This is a genomic window from Streptomyces sp. CA-210063, from assembly GCF_024612015.1.
Taxonomy (GTDB): Bacteria; Actinomycetota; Actinomycetes; order Streptomycetales; family Streptomycetaceae; genus Streptomyces.
The window spans coordinates 315,030-334,463 of the sequence record NZ_CP102512.1 but is presented as its reverse complement, the minus strand read 5'-3'; the positions used below and the strand labels follow the sequence as shown (position 1 = coordinate 334,463).

Sequence of the window (19,434 nt, the reverse complement as noted above, 5' to 3'; positions counted from 1 at the left end):
CCGCATGTCGACTCGCCGCCCGGGGCGACGGGGAAGGCCTCCCGACACGGGATCATCAGAACAGGATGATCTCCGCTCCCTTGCGATGGTAGATGGCGATCTTTCCGTTCTTGCTGGTGTCGAAGGCGCGGAGGGCCATGGGGGCGTGGTCCAGGGTGAAGGTCCGGGCGATCGGCACGTGCAGTCGGCCTGCCACGACCTCGGTGGCGAGATGGTCCAGGACCGTGGCGCCGGCATCGGCCATGACCGGGATGACGGACAGTCCCCGGTCGGCGTAGGCATCCGGCGCGGGCTGGGCCGCGGGTGTGGCGAGTCGGCCTCCGTCCTTGACGAGGCCGGTGACGGTGTCGAGGTCTCCGGCCAGGTGGAGGGCCGCGTGCACACCGTCGGGGGCGTGCTTGCGTACGGCGGCGGCGAGGTCGTCGGTGGCGTCGATCGGCTCGTGGGCGCCGAGTCCGGTCAGGTAGGAGGCGCCGCGTGTATCGCGGTGGGTGGCGAGGATCCGTGCCCCGGTGGCCTTCGCCAGTTGCACGGCCAGCGAGCCCACTCCTCCGGTGGCGCCGACGATCAGGACCGTCTCGCCGGGCTGAAGCGCCAGGGCTTCGACGGCGGCGTAGGCGGTGGATCCGGCGATGGTCAACGCGCCGGCCTGCGCCCTGTCGAGTCCTGCGGGACGGTGGGTCAGACCGACTGTGGGTCGCACCACCGCGTACTCGGCGATCGTGCCCCGGCCGACCGACAGGTCCGTCACCGCGCCGAACACCTCGTCGCCCGGCGCGAAGCCCCGCACGTCGGCGCCGACCGCCTCGATGGTTCCGGCGAAGTCCTTGCCCAGCACCGCGGGGAACGTATGAGGCAGCATGCCCTTGAGGTGACCGCCCGCGGCCATGGCGTCGAAGCCGTTGACGGAGCTGGACACGACCTCCACCAGTACCTCGTCGGGGCTGAAGTCCGGGCGTGGGACTCTGGCGATCTTGGGGGAGTCGCCGTAGTCGTTGGTGATGAGAGCTCGCACGAGCGCGTTTCCTTTCTTGCTTTTCGCTTCTTGCGTCAGAGGGCAGCGTTCGTGGTCGAGCCCGACAGTTCGTGGTCGGCGGAAGCCTTCTCTCGGATCGCGCCGCGACGTATCGGGCCACGGCGCGATCAGGGTTCGACGAGGGAACGGTGCGGTGTCAGCCGCGAGGGAAGTCCTCGTTGCCGAGCTTGAAGACGACTTCGGCCTCGTCGCGCTTGGTGGTGTGCAGGTCCCAGTAGAGGGGGGTGATCTGCTCGGGCCGGGCCGCTTCCACGCCGGGGATGACGGAGACGCCGATCGATGAGTCGATGCCGATGTGGGCGGCCTGGATGCCGGTGCCCGCGTCGGCCAGTTCCTTGTGCAGGTTCATCACCCAGTTGCGCAGCGCGGCCGCGGCGGCGTTGACGTTGGCGACCCGCGGGTCGGGCCAGATCGAGCCGGCGCCGGTCGTGTAGAGCAGGGTGCCGGCGCCGGCCTCGCGCATCGCGGGCAGGACCGCCTGGGTGGCGGCGATGGCCCCGTAGAGCTGGAAGTTCATCTCGAACTCGACGTCCGACGGTTCGGTGGTGGCCGGAGCGGTCAGGGTGGTGACGCCGAACGTCCCGACCGGGGAGTACTCCAGGACGTCGATCCCGCCGAACCGGTCGGCGGCGTCCTTGAGGGCCTTGGCGAGTCCGGCGCGGTCGAGCACGTTCGCGGGGAACGCGGCGGCGGTGACGCCCTCGGCGCCGAGCTTGCCGACGAGGTCGTCGAGCTTCTCGCGGTTGCGGGAGATCAGGGCGACGTCGAAGCCCTGGGCGCCGAAGGTACGGGCGATGGCCAGGCCCATCTGGGGGCCGGCTCCGACGATGGCGATGCTGGTCACAGCGATCCTCCGGGGAGAGAACGAGGAGTATTCGGAAAGGCCTATCCGTTTAGGGATCCGGATAGACCCTTCCGGTTCGATGTGGCCACAGTAGCACGGCAAGTGGATAGGGCGATCCGGTTGCTGGACCCCCAGCGTTCGCCCGCGACGGCCTGAACGCCTCCACGGCCTCCGTGGCCCGCGAAGCCGGGGTCGGGTCGGTGTGCTTCGCGGATGACGGCGACGCCTCCCGGCGGGACGGTGGCGGTGCCGCTGACCGGCGTGCCGGTGAGGAGTTCCACGCCCTCGGCCGGTACGTCGGCTCCCTGGGCCGGCGTGGTCGATGAGGAACAGGTAGTCGGCCTCCTTGCCGCGGCGCCGGACGACCTCGATCCCGGCAGGGACCTGATGCTCCGGTGTCACATCGGCCTCCCGGCACATGCGGTGCAGCAGGTCGGCGAGAGTGCCCGGGTCGGGGTGGGTGGCCAGATACCGGGCGGTGCCGTTGCCCTTGGCGCGTCGGCTCCAGGGCATGGCGGGAGGTGGTCGCTGATACGACCAGAAACAAACGCGATCGGACAAAGTCGATCGGTCGACGCGTCGAAGAGTGAACTTTCCGAGGGTCCGCTGGCAAGACTCCGAGCAGGACGCGTCGAGCGGACCGCCCCTGCCGAGGTCGTCCCGCCTGTCGACGCAACAAATGCTGTGTGTGCCCTTGACGCGGAGCCTGCGGCTACGTAGACATGGCCGCGCGGCCAGTGACCGCGCGGTCATGCGGTTGACCTCGTTCGATGGTCACATGCGTCGGGAGTTCTCATGACACCAGTGGTGGGGCGTGGCGCGGGTTCCCCCGCACCGCGCCGCGCGGACGTCGCCCGGGTGGCCGGCGTGTCGGCCGCACAGTGGCGAGCGCTTGATGTTGACGCCGGGGCCGAGGAGTACGTCCACGCCCAGTGCCCTCGCCTCGCGGCCGAGCGCCTCTCCCACCCGGCCGACCAGGTCCCGGTCCCAACTGGACGCCAGCGCGACCGAGGGCGGAAAGCAGGTCGCCGGCTCGCTGTCGTACAGCCCGAGGCTGTCGGCTTCCCGACGCTGGCGGCGGACACCGTGCGGGCCGTCGCTGAGTACGAGCGAGGGGATCCCCGCGTGTTCCGCGGACTTGGTGGACCAGAAGTCATGGCCCGAGAGCAGCGAGGCCTTGTCGTCGAGACTCAGCTCGGCGGCGCCGTGGTCGTGGTCGGTCGGCATGGTGCGCGTTCCTTGGTCTGAGGGGCTATGAGCGGGAGTGCAGGACCAGGCGGTGGTCCCCGGACCCGAGTCGGCCGACATCGGTGGTGCAGCGCCAGCCCTCGGGTGCGCGGAACCTTCCGGTCGTGCCCGGGGGTAGCGAGACGTCCACCGTCAACGTGGTGTCACTGAGGGACCAGGCGACGGATGCCTTGCCGTACGGGGTGGTCACGGAGGCGTCGGCCGAGGTGAGCCCGCCCCCCGGTCGCGGGGCTACCTCAAGGGTGCGGTAGCCGGCTGTGGTGGGGCGCAATCCGGCGACGGTCCGGTAGAGCCAGGCGGCGACGGCGCCGTAGGCGTAGTGGTTGAACGACAGCATCGTGCCGGCCTTCTCGGTGTCGATGGTGCCGTCGGGGCGGATGGCGTCCCATCGCTCCCACATGGTGGTGGCGCCGCGCTCGACCTGGTAGAGCCAGCCCGGGCACTCGGTGTTGAGAAGCAACTGGTACGCCTCGGCCGTGTGGCCGGTGCCGCTGAGGGCGGGCAGGACGAAGGGGGTGCCGAGGAATCCCGTGGCGATGCGGCCGCTGTTGGCGCGGACCAGGGCGGCGAGGGCCTCGCCGACCGCGGCTCGTTCGGCGGCGGGCGCGATGCCGAACTGAAGGGCGAGGGCGCAGCCGGTCTGGGTGGTACGGGCGTGGTCGCCCCATGTGCGCCAGGCGGCCTCGGCCGTACGGCGGTGCAGGGCCGCGTACCGGTCGGCGTCGTGGGCGTGGCCCAGCTCGAGGGCCGCGTCGGCGAGCAGCCGGGCGCTGTGCGCGACGAAGGCGGTGGCGACATAGGCGGAGTCGGTGGTGGCGCGCGCCGGGTCCTCCGGTGGGGCGGCCGGGTCGAGCCAGTCACTGAGTTGAGCGTTGCCGCTCCACGTCCCGTCCTCGTCCAGGCGACCGGCGGTGAACTCGACCCACGCGCGTTCTCCGCGTTCTCGGCCGCATCGCGAGCCTCGGCCAAGGCATGGCCAGGGCGGATTTGGCACCGGGCACAGGTAGCTGCCTTCGCCCTCCTTGTCTACGACTCCATCGGCAGCGATGAGCATTTACAGCACCCACCGAAGCTGCGCTGGGTCGCTGACCTGCACATTCGCAACTCCCTCCACACCATGGCGCCACAGATGTGACATGTGGCGCCACATCTGGCCCCTAATGGTGCCACTCATGTGCCATACTGGCGCATGAGTGGTGCACCACTCGGCCTCGCAGACCGAGTGGTGCGCGTTTTCGCGGAGTAAGCCATCAAAGGGGCCGGATCATGGAGACCGCACAGAACATGCAGCAGGCGACACCCGGCGCCTTCACCGCCTTCGCCCGCTTCGTGCTCTGCGGCGGCGGGGTGGGGCTCGCCTCCAGCTTCGCCGTGGCAGCCCTCGCCTCCCGGATTCCCTGGGCCCTGGCCAACGCCCTGATCACCGTGGCATCCACGCTCCTCGCCACCGAACTGCACGCCCGCTTCACCTTCGGCGCGGGCGGGCGCGCCACCTGGCGCCAGCACGCGCAGTCGGCCGGGTCCGCGGCGGCCGCGTACGTGGTGACCTGCGTGGCGATGCTTGTCCTGCAGCAGCTGGTGACGGCGCCTGGTGCCGTGGCCGAGCAGGTCGTCTATCTGTCCGCCTCCGCACTCGCCGGTGTCGGGCGGTTCGCGGTGCTGCGCCTGGTCGTCTTCGCGCGGAACCGCTCCCAGGCCACGGTCCCCGTCCGCACCGCCCGTCCCGTGCCCGCGACCGTGGCCCGCGCCTCGGCCCCGGCCGGCCGCGCGGTGCTCTGCCACGCCGCCTGACCGTTCCGCCGGGCGGCGTGCCGCGGGCCTGCGGGCGGAAAACGCCCGATCATCTGCGGGTTTGAATCAACCAGATCACCCCGATCTGGACGGCGCTGAACGATCGACAGTCCGGCTCGTCACTGACTCATCGGACAGGCCCTGGGCGTCGTCTTCGCCGGACGGAGCGCTGGGTCAGCCGCCGACGTGGATGCCGGGGCGTCGGTCGGGGTCGGGTTCGTTGCTGCGGATGATCTCGCGGGTGACCGGAGCGGTGTCGCCGCGGCCGAGCAGGAAGTAGCGGAACATGTGCATCAGCGGGCTGCCTTCGGCCCACGCGAAGTAGCAGTGCGGCTGCACACCCGTGGCGTTGCGCAGGGCGAGCAGGATCGCGGCGATGGCATTCGGGGCGGCCGGTGCCTCGGCGCGCAGGATGCGGTATCCGTCGACCTCGACGCCGCGGACGGCGAGGACTTCGCTGAAGTCGGACGGGTCGACCACGTCGATTTCCACGAACAGGACATCGGCCGGGGCAGGCACCGGATTGCTGCCGCGCTGCTCGCGCTCCTTGGCCGCGTACTCGGCGCCGTCGCCGGCCTGACGGCGGTTGGCGATGATGTTGATGGAGTTGTCGTGGGTGAGGGTGTCGGTGATGAACCGGCGGGCGGCCTCGTCGAAGACGATGCGGTCGGCGCGCAGTTCGGTGGTGCGCGACACCCGGGAGATCAGCGACACAGCGATGATGCCGGCGATGAACATGCCGGAGATGGCGATGCCGTCGGGCTTGTCGACGATGTTCGCCACCAGGGCGTAGAGCAGGACCGCGGTGAGAGCTGCGAAGCCTGTGGCAGTCGCGCGCCGCCGGCGGCGTACGACCGAGACGGTGACGGCGAATGCGCCGGAGACCATCATGGCCAGGATGCCCGTGGCGTAGGCGCCGGCCTGGGCGTCGACGTCGGCGTCGAACGCGATGGTGATGAGAACACAGAGGGCGGTGTAGACCATCACGACCGGGCGTACCGCGCGTCCCCACTCCGGGGCCATGCCGTAGTGGGGCAGGTACCGCGGGACGATGTTGACCAGCCCCGCCATCGCGGATGCGCCCGCGAACCACAGGATGAGAATGGTGCTGACGTCGTAGACGGTGCCGAACGCCTCCCCGACGTGCTCGTGGGCCAGCCAGGCCAGGGCACGGCCGTTGGCCGCGCCGCCGGGCTCGAACTCCTTGTGAGGGATGAGGACGGTGGTCACGAAGCTCGCGGACAGCAGGTAGACGCTCATGATGAGCGCGGCGGTGGTCAGCAGCCTGCGGGTGTTTCGGATCCGCGAGCGCAGCCGCTGCTCAGCGTCGGCGCCGTCGGCGGACACGAGCGGCATCATGCTCACCCCGGTCTCGAATCCGGACAGGCCCAGCACCAGCAGCGGAAACGCCACCAGTGCCGGCCCCGCCAGATCGCCGAACCCGCCTCCGCCCTCGCCGAGCGCGTCCGTCCACGCCGACCAGGCCCCCGGCGTGGTGAACACATCCACCAATCCGACGGCGATAATCACGGCGTTGAGGACCAAGAAGACCGCGACCAGCGGGATGGCCACGTTGACCGCTTCGCTGAACCCGAGCAGGAACACCCCTCCGAGGACCAGCAACAGCGCCACCGTGATGGCGACCTCGTGACCGTGCAGGGCATGGGGCAGGTAGGGGTTTTCCACCATGTGGACGGAGGCGTCCGCGGCGGACAACGTGATCGTGATGATCCACGACGTGGCCACGAAGCCGAGCAGCACCAGCACGAACAGCTTGCCCCGCCAAAACGGCAGCAGATCCTCCAGCATCGCCACCGACCCTGCTCCGTGCGGGCTCTCCCTAGCCACCCGCCGGTACATCGGCAGCATCCCCACCAGAGTCAACGCCACGATCAGCAACGTCGCCAACGGCGATACCGCCCCGGCCGCGAGTGCCGCGATCGCCGGCACGTAGGCCAGGCTGGAGAAGTAGTCCACCCCGGTCAGACACATCACCTTCCACCAGGCGTGCGGCTCGGTATGCCCCTCACCTGCCGCCGGCCCGACCGGCTGCACCCGATGATGCAGCAACCACCGCGCCAGACTTCCGGTCGGCTGCGCCCGCAGAGCAGGACTGTCCACCACTTCCGGCACCGTCAGCTCGTTGGCGTCCTTCATATCCCCCACGTGTCCCCCATTGGCCTTGCCTACCTGTGCAGCGCACCCGGTCCCACCAGTCACCGCACCCGACGATCATCGAGTATGCGGATCTCAGCCCTGGCAGCCGCATCCGGGGTGGGCACACGGTCGGCTGGGCTCGTCCTCGGCCTTGTTCCCCTCCCAGCCTCACCCCGTTGAGCGTGCTGAAACCGCGCCAGGCGGGGCACGGTCAAGGGCGGAAGAACATCTCCATCAGGCCGACGGTGATCAGGAACCATGCCGCGATCCCGAGCAACCACACCGTTTCCGTGACCACCCCGGCGGCTCCCAGGGCCACGACGATCAGAAGCAGGGTGTATTCGGTGCGCCGGATTCTGCGGTACGGGTCTTCAGGGTCGGTCGTTCCGCCGACTTCCTCAGCGTCAAAGAGCTCAACGGATGCATCGACTGCCTATGGCTGGGGTCACGGGCTCGGCATCGGGAGACACTCCAGGCACAGTGGGGGATATCCGGAGCGCAGGTTCACACTGGCGCTGGTTTGTCTCCTGTGATCTCAGTGGGCGTGCAGAGGTCGTCCGGCCAACGCCGGGGCCTCGCCGGGGACCGACTCATCCGGCGCGGCCAACGGACCGCCTCGCGTGGGGCGGGCGGCGAGTTCCTCGCCATCCAGTAGAACGGGACGACGGGCTCACCACCGCCTCCCCCGAACTCCTCGCCCACCAGCGGGCCCTGGTCGAAGAACTCGGCGGCAGCTTCCGCACGGTGACCGGGGACGACACCGCCCGGGCCGTTCTCGAGTTCGCCCAGCAGATCATCGCCCCCCCAGATCGTCATCGGCGCCACCCGGCGCAGCCGGCTCAAGGAACACGGCCGGTTCCTGCACCGCCGCACGCACCCCGACGAAACCCGCGGCGCGGTCCGGTGACCTGACAGCAGCACCGCCATCAGCCGGTCCCAACGCCTTCTTAACGCCGTGGCGCGTTCCGTACGCCCGCCCAGACAGGGATGCTGTGAGCTGGTGATGGCGGGACAACGGAGGTAGCTGGTGGCCGTGGGTACGACTCGGGCCCGCTGGTCCCGCCTCGCCGGCCATCCCGCCCAAGGTGTCGTCCTGGCCTTCGCGTTCGTCGTACTGCTGGGTGCCACCCTGCTGATGCTGCCCGCCGCCACCGAGACCGGACGGGACACCGGCGTGCTGACCGCCCTGTTCACCGCCACCGGAGCGGTCAGCGGTGGGCTGTCCATCGTGGGCACCGGCAGCCACTGGAGCGGGTTCGGTGAGGGCGTGGTCCTGGCGCTGATCCAGGTCGGCGGGTTCGGCATCATGACGCTCGCGTCGCTGCTGGCCCTGCTCGTCTCCGGGCGGCTGCGGATGCGGACGCAGCTCACCACACAGGCGGAGCGGAGCGGCGGCGCCGGTGACATCCGTCGGGTGGTCCTGGGAGTCGCGGGCACCACGCTCGCCATCGAGCTCGTCGCGGTGGTCGTGGTCGCGGTCCGTTTCCACGTCGGCCACGGCCTGGGGGCCGGAAACGCCGCCTACCACGGGATCTTCTACGCGATCTCCGCCTTCAACAACGCCGGGTTCGGGCTGCGCGACGACAACCTCGTCGGCTACGCGGACGACCCCTGGATCGTCCTGCCGATCGCCGTCGCCAGTGTCCTCGGCGCCCTCGGCTTCCCCGTCCTGCTCGAACTGCTGCGCAACCGCCCCCGCGCCCGGGGCGGCATCCGGCGCCGCTGGTCCCTGCACACCCGGCTCACCCTCGTCACCTCCGCGGCCCTGCTCGTTGTCGGCACCGTCCTGACCTGCGGGCTGGAGTGGGACAATCCGCGGACGCTCGGCTCCATGGCATGGGCCGACAAGCTGCTCAACGGGTTCTTCACCGCGGCGAGCGCGCGCACCGCGGGCTTCAACACCGTCGACACCGGCGCCATGGAACCGGCCACCCTGCTCGGCATCTGCGTGCTGATGTTCATCGGCGGCGGCAGCGCGGGTACCGCGGGCGGCATCAAGGTCACCACGTTCGCGGTGCTGGGGGCGGCGATCCTGGCCGAGATCCGTGGGCACGCCGACACGGACATCATGGGCCGGCGGCTCACCGCGGCCACGCTGCGCCAGGCCCTCACCGTGGCGCTGCTGGGCGTCGGTCTCGTCATAGCGGGCACGCTGGTGCTGCTCGCCGTCACCGAGGAGCGGGCCGAGGCCGTGTTGTTCGAGGCCGTCTCCGCTTTCGGCACGGTCGGTCTGAGCACCGGCATCACCGCAGACCTTCCGGCGGCGGGCCAACTCACTGTCATCGTCCTGATGTTCGTCGGGCGCGTCGGCCCGATCACTCTCGCCAGCGCGCTCGCCCTGCGCCAGCGCGACCGCCGTTACTCCCTGCCCGAGGAGCGACCCGTCATTGGCTGACCGTCTCAAGTTCCTGCGTCCCCACCGGCGTCGGCGTTCGGGCGTCGATCGTCGCCCGGCCCGCCCGGATTCCAGAGTGGCGGTCATCGGTCTCGGCCGTTTCGGACAGTCCGTGGCGGCGGAGCTGATGCGGCGCGGCTGGGACGTGCTCGGCATCGACGCCGACGCCGGTGTCGTCCAGAAGGTCGGCGACGAGCTGACCCAGGCCGCCGCCGCGGACTGCGCCGACCCCGCCGCGCTGGCCCAGCTCGGCGTCGGCGATTTCTCCCGCGTCGTGGTCGGCATCGGTACGGACCTGGAGGCCAGCATCCTGACCACCTCGAACCTCGTCGACGCCGGCGTGGCCAGTATCTGGGCCCGGGCCAACTCCCGGCAGCACGGTCGGATCCTGGAGCGTATCGGTGCCCACCACGTGGTCCTGCCGGAGCACGACATGGGCGAGCGTGTGGCTCATCTGGTCACCGGCCGGATGCTCGACTTCATCACCTTCGACAGCGACTACGCCCTGATCAAGACACTCGCCCCGAAGGTCGTCGGCGGCGTCCCCCTCGGCGAGAGCCGGGTACGCAGTTCGTACGGCGTGACGGTCGTCGGCATCAAACGCCCCGGCGCCGACTTCACCCACGCCACCGCCGAGACGGTCGTCCACCCGGGCGACGTCATCATCGTCACCGGCAGGACCCAGGCCGTGGAGACGTTCGCGGAGCTGGACCAGTGAGGCGATCGTGCACCGGCTCACCTTCAACGCCACCCTCATCGAGACCGGCACCGCGAGCTACCGCCTGGCCCGCACCAAGGCGAACAAGAACAACGAGACCGACCCATGTCAATTCCTACGGCCGGTTCGAGCTGGACACGAACAGCCGTCTCGATCTGGACCTGTCCGTCCGGGCTGCGGTGCCCGGTCCGCGTACCCCGCAGGGTGAGGCTGTGCGTGAGCGGCAGGTCTACCGCGGGAGCCGCAGGACTGACCCGAGCCCTCGCTATTCCGTCTTGCTAAGTACCGGTAGTCAGCGTTACTGTGTACCGGTACTCAATAGCGCTGACTAGTGGAGGGAGGAGGGGGTCCATGACCAAGCTGGAGACGGAGATGCTCAAGGGCACGCTGGAGGGGATCATCCTCGCGTCCCTGTCCGGCCGCCCCGCCTACGGCTACGAGATCACGGCACGGCTGCGGGAGCAGGGCTTCTCCGACATCGCAGAAGGAACCATCTACGCGCTGCTCCTCAGGATCGAGAAGCGCGGTCTCGTCGACGTGGAGAAGGTCCCCTCCGAGAAGGGGCCGCCACGCAAGGTGCACTCCCTGAATGCTCAGGGACGGGAGTACCTCGAAGAGTTCTGGAGGACGTGGAGCTTCCTCACGGAACGACTGGAACAGCTCCGCGAAGGGGGCAAGTAACCATGTCCGACGCCGAAAAGACCGGCTTCATCGCGAAGATGATCGGGCCCAAGAAGCGCTGGAGGGCGTACAAGGCGCGCGTCAAGAGCTTCCCGAGAACTACCGCACGGCTGTCGAGGCGATCGAGCGGTACCTGATGCACTTCGTGCCGACCGACGGCGACAGCAATGCGGCGATGTTCGAAGACCTCGCCGACCTGTTCGAGCAGGCCGTAGCCGACGAAACGCCGGTCCGCGAGATCGTCGGGGAAGACCCCGTGGAGTTCGTCGACGCGTTCGCCCAGAACTACTCCGAGGGCGGCTACGTCCCCGCCCGTGCCCGGAAGCAGCTGACCGACGACATCGAGCGCGCCGCCGGCGACGAGACCGGAAAAGAAGACACGACGGTCTGATCACGCCGCCCCCCGGGCCGAGCGCCACGTTCATCGCCCGTCCGCACCACGCGGCTGCAGGGCCATGCCCGGCCGCCTCACCGCGCACGGCCTGGTCCTGGAGATGCTCGCCGACCCCGTCCAAGGGATGTGCGACCCCAGCGGGCCTGGCCGTCTGCCGTTCGGGTTCTTCGCGTCCCGACCGCGACCTCTTCGGCACCCGAGGACGACTCGTGCGGCTGCCGGCCTGGCTGTTCCTACTGCTGACCCGGACTACAGCCGTCGTCCGTCACAGCCTGTCGCTCTACGGAACGGCCGTCGCGGAAAGGTCGGAAGTGACCGGTGGGCGGCCCGCGGCCGGGAGGCTGAGGACCATGGTGAGGCCGCCGCCGGGGGTGTCCTCGGCCTGGAGGGTGCCGCCCATGGCCTCAGTGAAGCCGCGGGCGACCGCGAGGCCGAGGCCGACTCCGTTGCCTCGGGGGGCGTCGCCGTAGCGCTGGAAGGGCTCGAAGATGCGGTCCTTGGCCTCGTCGGGGACGCCGGGACCGCGGTCCACCACCCGGACCTCCACACGGTCGGCGAGGGCGCTGGCCGAGACCAGGACGGGCTCGTCGGTGGGGCTGTATTTGACGGCGTTCTCGACGACGTTGGCGACGACCCGCTCCAGGAGCCCCTTGTCCGTGGCGACCATGGGCAGGCTTTCCGGTACGTCCAGGACGACAGTGGATTCGGGGTCCGGTATGCCGCCCATCGCCATGGGCACGACTTCGTCCAGGTCGATCTCACGGATCAGCGGAGCGACGGTGCCGGTCTGGAGGCGGGACATGTCCAGGAGGTTGCCCACCAGGTTGTCGAGCCGGTCGGCGCCCTCCTCGATCGCGGCCAGGAGTTCGGCCTGGTCCTCCTCGGACCACTCCACGTCGTCGGAGCGCAGGGACGACACCGATGCCTTGATGCCGGCCAGCGGGGTGCGCAGGTCGTGGCTGACGGCGGCGAGCAGCGCGGTGCGGATGCGGTTGCCCTCGGCCAGCATCTTCGCCTGGTCGGCCTCGTGCTTCAGCCGCTGGCGGTCCAGCACGACGGCGGCCTGCGCGGCGAACGCGGCCAGCACCCGGCGGTCCTCTGCGGGCAGCACCCGGCCGGAGAGGGCGAGCGCCATGTGGTCCCCGACCGGCATGTCGACGTCCGCCGCCTCCGGGGACTGACACGGCCGTGGGCCAACGCTGCCCGCACAGGTCCAGGGGTCGACGTCGCTCCGGCGCTCCAGAAGGGCCACCGACTCCATGCCGAAGGTCTCGCGCACCCGCTCAAGGAGCGCCTCCAGGCTCGTCTCGCCGCGCAGCACGCTGCCTGCCAGGAAGGAGAGGATCTCCGACTCGGCGCGCAGCCGGGCCGCCTGGTGGGTGCGCCGGGCCGCGAGGTCCACCACGGACGCCACGGACACCGCCACGGCGACGAAGACCACGATGGCGACGATGTTCTTGGGGTCGGCGATGGTCAGCCGGTGCAGGGGCGGGGTGAAGTAGTAGTTCAGCAGCAAGGAGCCGAACGCCGCCGAGGCGAGGGCCGGGTAGAGCCCGCCGAGCAGGGCCGCCGCCACCGTCACCGACAGAAACAGCAGCATGTCGTTGGCGAGACCGAGGTCCGCGTCGATGTTGGTCAGGAGCAGGGCGAGGATCGCCGGGCCGACCACGCCGGCCAGCCAGCCGGCCATGATCCGGGAGCGGCTGAGCCGCGCACTCCGCGCGACGGGCAGCCCGCGCCCCTTGCCGACCTCGTCGTGCGTGATCAGGTGGACGTCCAGGTCCGGCCCGGAGTCCCGGGCCACCGTCGCCCCCACGCCCGGCCCGAACACGTACTGCCAGCCCTTGCGCCGCGAGACGCCCAGCACGATCTGGGTGGCGTTCACCCCGCGCGCGAAGTCGAGCAGCGCCACCGGGATGTCCTCGCCGACCACATGGTGGAAGGTGCCGCCGAGATCCTCGACGAGAGTGCGCTGGACGGCCAGCTCCTTGGGCGAGGCGGAGGTCAGGCCGTCGCTGCGGGCGATGTACACGGCCATCACCTCGCCGCCCGCACCCTTCTCCGCGAGCCGGGCGGCCCGGCGGATCAGCGTCCGCCCCTCGGGCCCTCCCGTCAGTCCGACCACGATCCGCTCACGCGAGCCCCAGATCTTCGACACCTGGTGTTCGCTGCGGTACTCGGTCAGGTACTCGTCGACCCGGTCCGCCACCCACAGCAGGGCCAGCTCCCGCAGCGCGGTGAGGTTGCCGGGCCGGAAGTAGTTCGACAGGGCCGCGTCGACCTTGTCGGGCTTGTAGATGTTGCCGTGTGCCATACGGCGGCGCAGCGCCTGCGGCGACATGTCGACCAGTTCCACCTGGTCCGCGCGGCGCACGACCTCGTCGGGGACGGTCTCCCGCTGCCGTACGCCCGTTATCGACTCCACCACGTCACCGAGGGACTCCAGGTGCTGGATGTTCACCGTCGACACGACGTCGATCCCGGCCGCGAGCAGGTCCTCGACGTCCTGCCAGCGCTTGGTGTTACGGGAACCGGGGACGTTGGTGTGCGCGAGTTCGTCGACCAGCGCGACTTGGGGGTGCCGGGCCAGGACTGCGTCGACGTCCATCTCGGTGAAGACCGCGTCCCGGTACTCCAGCTCCTTGCGCGGGATCTCCTCCAGGCCGTGCAGCATCACCTCGGTGCGCGGCCGGCGGTGGTGCTCGACGAAGGCCACCACGCAGTCGGTGCCCCGTTCGGTCCGGCGGTGGGCCTCGGAGAGCATGGCGTACGTCTTGCCGACGCCCGGTGCCGCACCGAGGTAGATCCGAAGCTTGCCGCGTGCCATGTTCTCGTCTCTGCGGTCGTGGGCTATCAGGCCAGGGGGCAGGTCTCATCCGCTGGAGTCACGGGATTCATCCCTCGAAGCGGTAGCCCATCCCCGCCTCGGTGATCAGGTACCGGGGATGGGCAGGATCAGCCTCCAGTTTGCGGCGCAATTGGGCCATGTACACCCGTAGATAGTTGGTCTTGTTGCTCTGCGACGCACCCCACACCTCCTGCAGGAGCTGTTTCTGGGTGATCAGGCGTCCGGGACTGGTGACGAGGATCTCCAGCAGGTGCCATTCCGTCGGGGTCAGGCGCACGTCGTGCCCGTCTCGGCGGACCTTCTTGGCCAGCAGGTCGATGGTGAAGTCGTCCGTCTCGACCAGCGTCGCCTCGGGCGCGAGCGGCAGGTCCTCGGTGCGGCGGACGGCGGCCCGCAGCCGGGCGAGCAGTTCGCCCATGCTGAACGGTTTGGTGATGTAGTCGTCGGCGCCCGCGTCCAGTGCCGCCACCTTCTCGTCGGAGGCACGGCGCGCGGACAGCACGAGGATCGGTACGCGGGCCCAGCCCCGCAGGGCCTTGATGACGTCCACGCCGTCCATGTCCGGCAGCCCGAGATCCAGCAGAACCACGTCGGGCTGGCGCGCGGCGGCGAGTCGGAGCGCGGTGGCGCCGTCGGGTGCCGCGTCCACGCCGTACTGGCGGGCCTGCAGGTTGATCACAAGGGCTCGTACGAGCTGGGGGTCGTCTTCCACGACCAGCACCCGAGTCATCGGCGTGCGCCTTTCCTGTCATGCGCGGGGTAGGGACCCCCACCGGTTCGCCTACGGCGGCGGGAGCCGACGGACTCGGAGCGTGCTCCGGGCCGCCGGCTCCCGCGGGGGTCGCATAACGCCATCAGCTCTTCGCCGCGAGTTCCCTGAGCGCGATGTTGAGTTCGAGGACGTTCACGCGGGGCTCGCCGATGAAGCCGAGGGTGCGGCCCTCGGTGTGCTCGTCGACGAGTTTCTGCACCTGGTCGACGGGCAGGCCGTTCTGCTCGGCAACCCGGTGGACCTGGAGGTCGGCGTACGTCGGGGAGATGTCCGGGTCCAGTCCGGAGCCGGAGGAGGTGACGGCGTCGGCGGGGACCTCCGACGGCTTGACGGTGTAGGCGGTCACCGAGTTGTCCTTGATGACTGCGGCCTTTGCGTCCTTCACCCACTGGATGAGCTCTTCGTTGTCGGCGGAGCGGTTGGTGGCGCCGGACAGGATCAGCTTGTACTGGGTGTTGACGCTGTTGCTGCCCAGCCCGTTCTGCGGGCGGCCCTGGAACCACTTCAGGTCCGGCTCCGGGGTCTCCCGGCCCTCAAGCGGCAGGTTGTACGCCTGCCCGATCAGGGACGAGCCGACGACCTTGCCGCCCGCCTTGATCTCCGAGCCGTTCGCCTTGTCGTTGAACAGACCCTGTGCGATGCCGGTGACGACCAGCGGATAGACGACACCGGTGACCAGGGTCAGCACGAGGAGGGCGCGCAGGCCCGCCGCGAACAGCCGGGCGGTGTTGATGACCGTGTTTTTCATGGCGCTCAACCGATTCCGGGGATGAGGGAGATGAGCAGGTCGATGATCTTGATGCCGATGAACGGGGCGATCAGCCCACCCAGGCCGTAGATCCCGAGGTTCCGGCGCAGCAGTTTGTCCGCGCTCACCGGCCGGTACTGCACGCCCTTCAGGGCCAGCGGCACCAGCGCGATGATGATCAGCGCGTTGAAGATGACCGCGGAGAGGATCGCGGAGTCCGGCGAGGACAGGTTCATGATGTTGAGCTTGTCCAGGCCCGGGTAGACGGCCGCGAACAGCGCCGGGATGATCGCGAAGTACTTCGCGACGTCGTTGGCGATGGAGAAGGTCGTCAACGCGCCCCGGGTGATCAGCAGTTGCTTGCCGATCTCGACGATCTCGATGAGCTTGGTCGGGTTGGAGTCGAGGTCGACCATGTTGCCGGCCTCCTTCGCGGCCGACGTACCGGTGTTCATCGCGACGCCGACGTCCGCCTGGGCGAGGGCGGGAGCGTCGTTGGTGCCGTCGCCGGTCATCGCGACGAGCTTGCCGCCCGCCTGCTCCCGCTTGATCAGCGCCATCTTGTCCTCGGGCGTCGCCTCCGCGAGGAAGTCGTCGACCCCGGCCTCGTCCGCGATCGCCTTGGCGGTCAGCGGGTTGTCACCGGTGATCATGACGGTCTTGATGCCCATGCGGCGCAGTTCCTCGAACCGCTCCCGCATGCCCTCCTTGACGACGTCCTTCAGGTGGATGACGCCCAGCACACGGGCGCCCGCGTCGTCCTGGACAGCGACCAGCAGCGGGGTGCCGCCGGCCTCGGAGATCCGGTTGGCGAGGGTGTCCGCGTCCTCGGCGATCTCTCCGTCCTGCTCCCGCACCCAGGCGATGACCGAACCGGCCGCGCCCTTGCGGACCTTCCTGCCGTCCACGTCCACGCCCGACATGCGGGTCTGGGCGGTGAACGCGACCCACTCGGCGTGCGCCAGCTCGCCCTGGTGACGCTCACGCAGCCCGTACTTCTCCTTCGCCAGTACGACGATGGAGCGGCCCTCGGGCGTCTCGTCGGCCAGCGACGACAGCTGTGCCGCGTCCGCGACCTCGGCCTCGGTCGTCCCGCTCACCGGCACGAACTCCGACGCCTGGCGGTTGCCGAGCGTGATGGTGCCGGTCTTGTCGAGCAGCAGCGTCGACACGTCACCGGCGGCCTCGACGGCCCGCCCGGACATGGCGAGCACATTGCGCTGCACCAGTCGGTCCATGCCCGCGATGCCGATGGCCGACAGCAGGGCGCCGATGGTGGTCGGGATCAGGCAGACGAGCAGGGCGACCAGGACCACCATGGTCAGGTGCGTGCCGGCGTAGTCCGCGAACGGCGGCAGTGTGGCCACGGCGAGCAGGAAGACGATGGTCAGCGAGGCGAGCAGGATGTTGAGGGCGATCTCGTTGGGTGTCTTCTGCCGGGCCGCGCCCTCGACCAGGTTGATCATCCGGTCGATGAAGGTCTCGCCGGGCTTGGTGGTGATCTTGATGACGATGCGGTCGGAGAGGACCTTCGTCCCGCCGGTGACGGCGGACCGGTCACCGCCGGACTCCCGGATGACCGGGGCCGACTCGCCGGTGATGGCCGACTCGTCGACGCTCGCGACGCCTTCGACGACGTCACCGTCGCCGGGGATGATGTCGCCGGCCTCGCAGACGACCAGGTCGCCGACGCGCAGGTCCGTGCCGGGGACCTGCTCCTCACGGTCGTCCACGAGCCGCCGGGCCACCGTGTCGGTCTTGGCCTTCCTGAGCGTGTCGGCCTGCGCCTTCCCGCGGCCCTCGGCGACCGCCTCCGCCAGGTTGGCGAAGATCACGGTCAGCCAGAGCCAGGCGCTGATCGCCCAGCCGAACCAGTCGCCGGGGTCCTTGAAGGAGAAGATCGTCGTCAGCACCGAGCCGACGAGGACCACGAACATCACCGGCGACTTGACCATGATGCGCGGGTCGAGCTTGCGGCAGGCGTCCGGCAGCGACCTGACCAGCTGCTTGGGGTCGAAGAGCCCGGCGCCGACCCGGCCTTCCTTGTGACCGGTCGGGACATCCTGGTGGGGAGCCCGGGTGGGAGTGGTGGCGGTGGACATGGCGTCCTCTTGCTTCTTGGTGTCGGTGGTCATGTCGCCAGTCCCTCGGCCAGCGGACCCAGCGCGAGGGCCGGGAAGTACGTCAGACCGGTGATGATCAGGATCGCGCCCACCAACAGACCGGTGAACAGCGGCTTCTCGGTGCGCAGCGTGCCCGCGGTGGCAGGGACCGGCTTCTGCTCGGCGAGGGACCCGGCCAGGGCCAGCACGAACACCATCGGCAGGAACCGGCCCAGCAGCATCGCGATCCCGATGGTGGTGTTGAACCACTGGGTGTCGGCGTTCAGGCCGGCGAAGGCGGAGCCGTTGTTGTTGGCGCCCGACGTGTAGGCGTACAGGATCTCGGAGAATCCGTGCGCGCCGGAGTTGGTCATCGAGTTGCCCGGGGTGGGCAGGGCCATCGCTGCGGCGGTGAAGATGAGCACCAGCGCCGGAGTGATGAGGATGTAGCAGGCCGCGAACTTGATCTCGCGGGTGCCGATCTTCTTGCCCAGGTACTCGGGCGTACGGCCGACCATCAGACCGGCGATGAACACCGCGATGATCGCCATGATCAGCATGCCGTAGAGGCCGGAGCCGACACCGCCGGGCGCGATCTCGCCCAGCTGCATGCCCAGCAGCTGGATACCGCCGCCGAGGCCGGTGAAGGAGGAGTGGAAGGAGTTGACCGCACCGGTGGAGGTGAGGGTCGTGGAGACTGCCCAGATCGCCGAGGTGCTGACGCCGAAGCGCACCTCCTTGCCCTCCAACGCGCCGCCGGCGATGTCGAGCGCCGGCCCGTGGTGGGCGAACTCGGTCCACATCATCAGAGCGACGAAGCTCAACCAGATCGTCGCCATCGTGCCGAGGATCGCGTAGCCCTGCTTCAGGGAGCCGACCATCCGGCCGAAGGTCCGGGTCAGCGAGAACGGGATCACCAGCAGCAGGAAGATCTCGAAGAGGTTTGAGAACGGGCTCGGGTTCTCGAACGGGTGGGCGGAGTTGGCGTTGAAGATGCCGCCGCCGTTCGTGCCGACCTCCTTGATGGCCTCCGTCGAGGCGACGGCGCCGCCGTTCCACTGCTGCGAGCCCCCCATGAACTGCCCGACCTCGTGGATGCCGGAGAAGTTCTGGATCACACCGCACGCGACGAGCACGACCGCGGCGACCAGGGAGAGCGGCAGCAGGATGCGGGTCACGCCACGCACCATGTCGGACCAGAAATTGCCCAGCTCACCCGTGCGCGAGCGGGCGAAGCCGCGCACCAGCGCGACCGCTACCGCCATGCCCACGGCCGCCGAGACGAAGTTCTGCACCGCCAGGCCGCCGACCTGCACGACGTGGCCCATGGCCTGCTCGCCGTAGTACGACTGCCAGTTGGTGTTGGTGACGAACGACGCGGCCGTGTTGAACGCCTGATCCGGGTCGATCGAGGAGAAGCCCAGCGAGCCGGGCAGGACGCCCTGGAGCCGCTGCAGCAGGTAAAGGAAGAGGACTCCGGCGGCCGAGAAGGCGAGGACGCCGCGCAGATAGGCGGGCCAGCGCATCTCGGTGCTCGGGTTTGCGCCGATGCCCTTGTAGATCCACTTCTCGACGTGCCAGTGCTTGTCGGAGAAGTAGACCTTGGCCATGTAGTCGCCCAGGGGGCGGTAGGCGAGCGCCAGTGCCGCGATCAGCGCGAGCAGCTGGAGCACGCCGGCAAGTACGGGACCCATGTGGCT

General features: G+C 69.5%; 17 protein-coding genes and 1 pseudogene. 7 read left to right on the top strand and 11 right to left on the bottom strand.

What is annotated here, in order from left to right:
• Positions 1 to 55: 55 nt before the first annotated feature.
• From JIX56_RS01405 to JIX56_RS01390, 5 genes are all read right to left on the bottom strand, one after another.
• A complete protein-coding gene (locus tag JIX56_RS01405; RefSeq protein ID WP_257536899.1) occupies positions 56 to 1,015 on the bottom strand; it encodes an NADP-dependent oxidoreductase in 960 nt (319 codons plus the stop codon).
• Between the two features lie 157 nt (positions 1,016 to 1,172).
• Positions 1,173 to 1,880 (bottom strand): SDR family NAD(P)-dependent oxidoreductase, encoded by a 708-nt coding sequence (locus JIX56_RS01400; RefSeq protein ID WP_257536898.1) that lies wholly within the window; start codon positions 1,878 to 1,880, stop codon positions 1,173 to 1,175.
• A gap of 41 nt (positions 1,881 to 1,921) precedes the next feature.
• Positions 1,922 to 2,161, bottom strand: coding sequence for a hypothetical protein (locus tag JIX56_RS47825; protein WP_331594597.1), 240 nt, complete (start codon positions 2,159 to 2,161; stop codon positions 1,922 to 1,924).
• Positions 2,162 to 2,654: 493 nt separating this feature from the next.
• Positions 2,655 to 3,107 (bottom strand): glycoside hydrolase family 3 N-terminal domain-containing protein, encoded by a 453-nt coding sequence (locus tag JIX56_RS01395; protein WP_257536897.1) that lies wholly within the window; start codon positions 3,105 to 3,107, stop codon positions 2,655 to 2,657.
• 25 nt (positions 3,108 to 3,132) lie between these two features.
• Positions 3,133 to 4,122: an alpha-L-rhamnosidase-related protein gene (locus JIX56_RS01390; protein ID WP_257536896.1), complete on the bottom strand. Its 990-nt coding sequence runs from the start codon at positions 4,120 to 4,122 to the stop codon at positions 3,133 to 3,135.
• A gap of 272 nt (positions 4,123 to 4,394) precedes the next feature.
• Between JIX56_RS01390 and JIX56_RS01385 the strand changes: the two genes are divergently transcribed.
• On the top strand, positions 4,395 to 4,919 hold the full coding sequence (locus JIX56_RS01385; RefSeq protein WP_257536895.1) for a hypothetical protein: 525 nt from the start codon (positions 4,395 to 4,397) through the stop codon (positions 4,917 to 4,919).
• A 174-nt stretch (positions 4,920 to 5,093) separates the two neighbouring features.
• Here the strand turns inward: JIX56_RS01385 and JIX56_RS01380 are convergent, their stop codons facing one another.
• A complete protein-coding gene (locus JIX56_RS01380) occupies positions 5,094 to 7,076 on the bottom strand; it encodes an amino acid transporter (RefSeq protein WP_257550693.1) in 1,983 nt (660 codons plus the stop codon).
• A 1,033-nt stretch (positions 7,077 to 8,109) separates the two neighbouring features.
• Here JIX56_RS01380 and JIX56_RS01375 point away from each other — a divergent pair.
• The 6 genes and pseudogenes from JIX56_RS01375 (at position 8,110) to JIX56_RS01355 (ending at position 11,261) form a co-directional block, all read left to right on the top strand.
• The gene (locus JIX56_RS01375; RefSeq protein WP_257536894.1) at positions 8,110 to 9,471 is read left to right on the top strand and encodes a TrkH family potassium uptake protein; all 1,362 of its coding nucleotides are present in this window, start codon (positions 8,110 to 8,112) and stop codon (positions 9,469 to 9,471) included.
• Positions 9,464 to 10,189 (top strand): potassium channel family protein, encoded by a 726-nt coding sequence (locus JIX56_RS01370; RefSeq protein ID WP_257536893.1) that lies wholly within the window; start codon positions 9,464 to 9,466, stop codon positions 10,187 to 10,189. The genes JIX56_RS01375 and JIX56_RS01370 overlap by 8 nt, the downstream gene beginning before the upstream one ends.
• A gap of 1 nt (position 10,190) precedes the next feature.
• A pseudogene (locus tag JIX56_RS47585) lies at positions 10,191 to 10,271 on the top strand (IS21-like element helper ATPase IstB); the annotation flags it as partial.
• 269 nt (positions 10,272 to 10,540) lie between these two features.
• Positions 10,541 to 10,870: a PadR family transcriptional regulator gene (locus JIX56_RS01365; RefSeq protein WP_257536892.1), complete on the top strand. Its 330-nt coding sequence runs from the start codon at positions 10,541 to 10,543 to the stop codon at positions 10,868 to 10,870.
• 2 nt (positions 10,871 to 10,872) lie between these two features.
• On the top strand, positions 10,873 to 11,007 hold the full coding sequence (locus JIX56_RS01360) for a hypothetical protein (protein ID WP_257536891.1): 135 nt from the start codon (positions 10,873 to 10,875) through the stop codon (positions 11,005 to 11,007).
• Positions 11,007 to 11,261, top strand: coding sequence for a DUF1048 domain-containing protein (locus JIX56_RS01355; protein WP_257536890.1), 255 nt, complete (start codon positions 11,007 to 11,009; stop codon positions 11,259 to 11,261). The genes JIX56_RS01360 and JIX56_RS01355 overlap by 1 nt, the downstream gene beginning before the upstream one ends.
• A gap of 283 nt (positions 11,262 to 11,544) precedes the next feature.
• Here JIX56_RS01355 and JIX56_RS01350 read toward each other — a convergent pair whose 3' ends face one another.
• From JIX56_RS01350 to kdpA, 5 genes are all read right to left on the bottom strand, one after another.
• Positions 11,545 to 14,091, bottom strand: a complete 2,547-nt coding sequence (locus JIX56_RS01350) for a sensor histidine kinase (protein WP_257536889.1) — start codon at positions 14,089 to 14,091, stop codon at positions 11,545 to 11,547.
• Positions 14,092 to 14,158: 67 nt separating this feature from the next.
• The gene (locus JIX56_RS01345) at positions 14,159 to 14,842 is read right to left on the bottom strand and encodes a response regulator (protein WP_257536888.1); all 684 of its coding nucleotides are present in this window, start codon (positions 14,840 to 14,842) and stop codon (positions 14,159 to 14,161) included.
• A 124-nt stretch (positions 14,843 to 14,966) separates the two neighbouring features.
• Positions 14,967 to 15,632, bottom strand: a complete 666-nt coding sequence (locus JIX56_RS01340; protein ID WP_257536887.1) for a potassium-transporting ATPase subunit C — start codon at positions 15,630 to 15,632, stop codon at positions 14,967 to 14,969.
• A 5-nt stretch (positions 15,633 to 15,637) separates the two neighbouring features.
• Positions 15,638 to 17,767: a potassium-transporting ATPase subunit KdpB gene (gene kdpB, locus JIX56_RS01335; RefSeq protein WP_257536886.1), complete on the bottom strand. Its 2,130-nt coding sequence runs from the start codon at positions 17,765 to 17,767 to the stop codon at positions 15,638 to 15,640.
• Positions 17,764 to 19,428, bottom strand: coding sequence for a potassium-transporting ATPase subunit KdpA (gene kdpA / locus JIX56_RS01330; protein ID WP_257536885.1), 1,665 nt, complete (start codon positions 19,426 to 19,428; stop codon positions 17,764 to 17,766). Before kdpA ends, kdpB begins: the two co-directional genes overlap by 4 nt.
• Between the last annotated feature and the right edge of the window lie 6 nt (positions 19,429 to 19,434).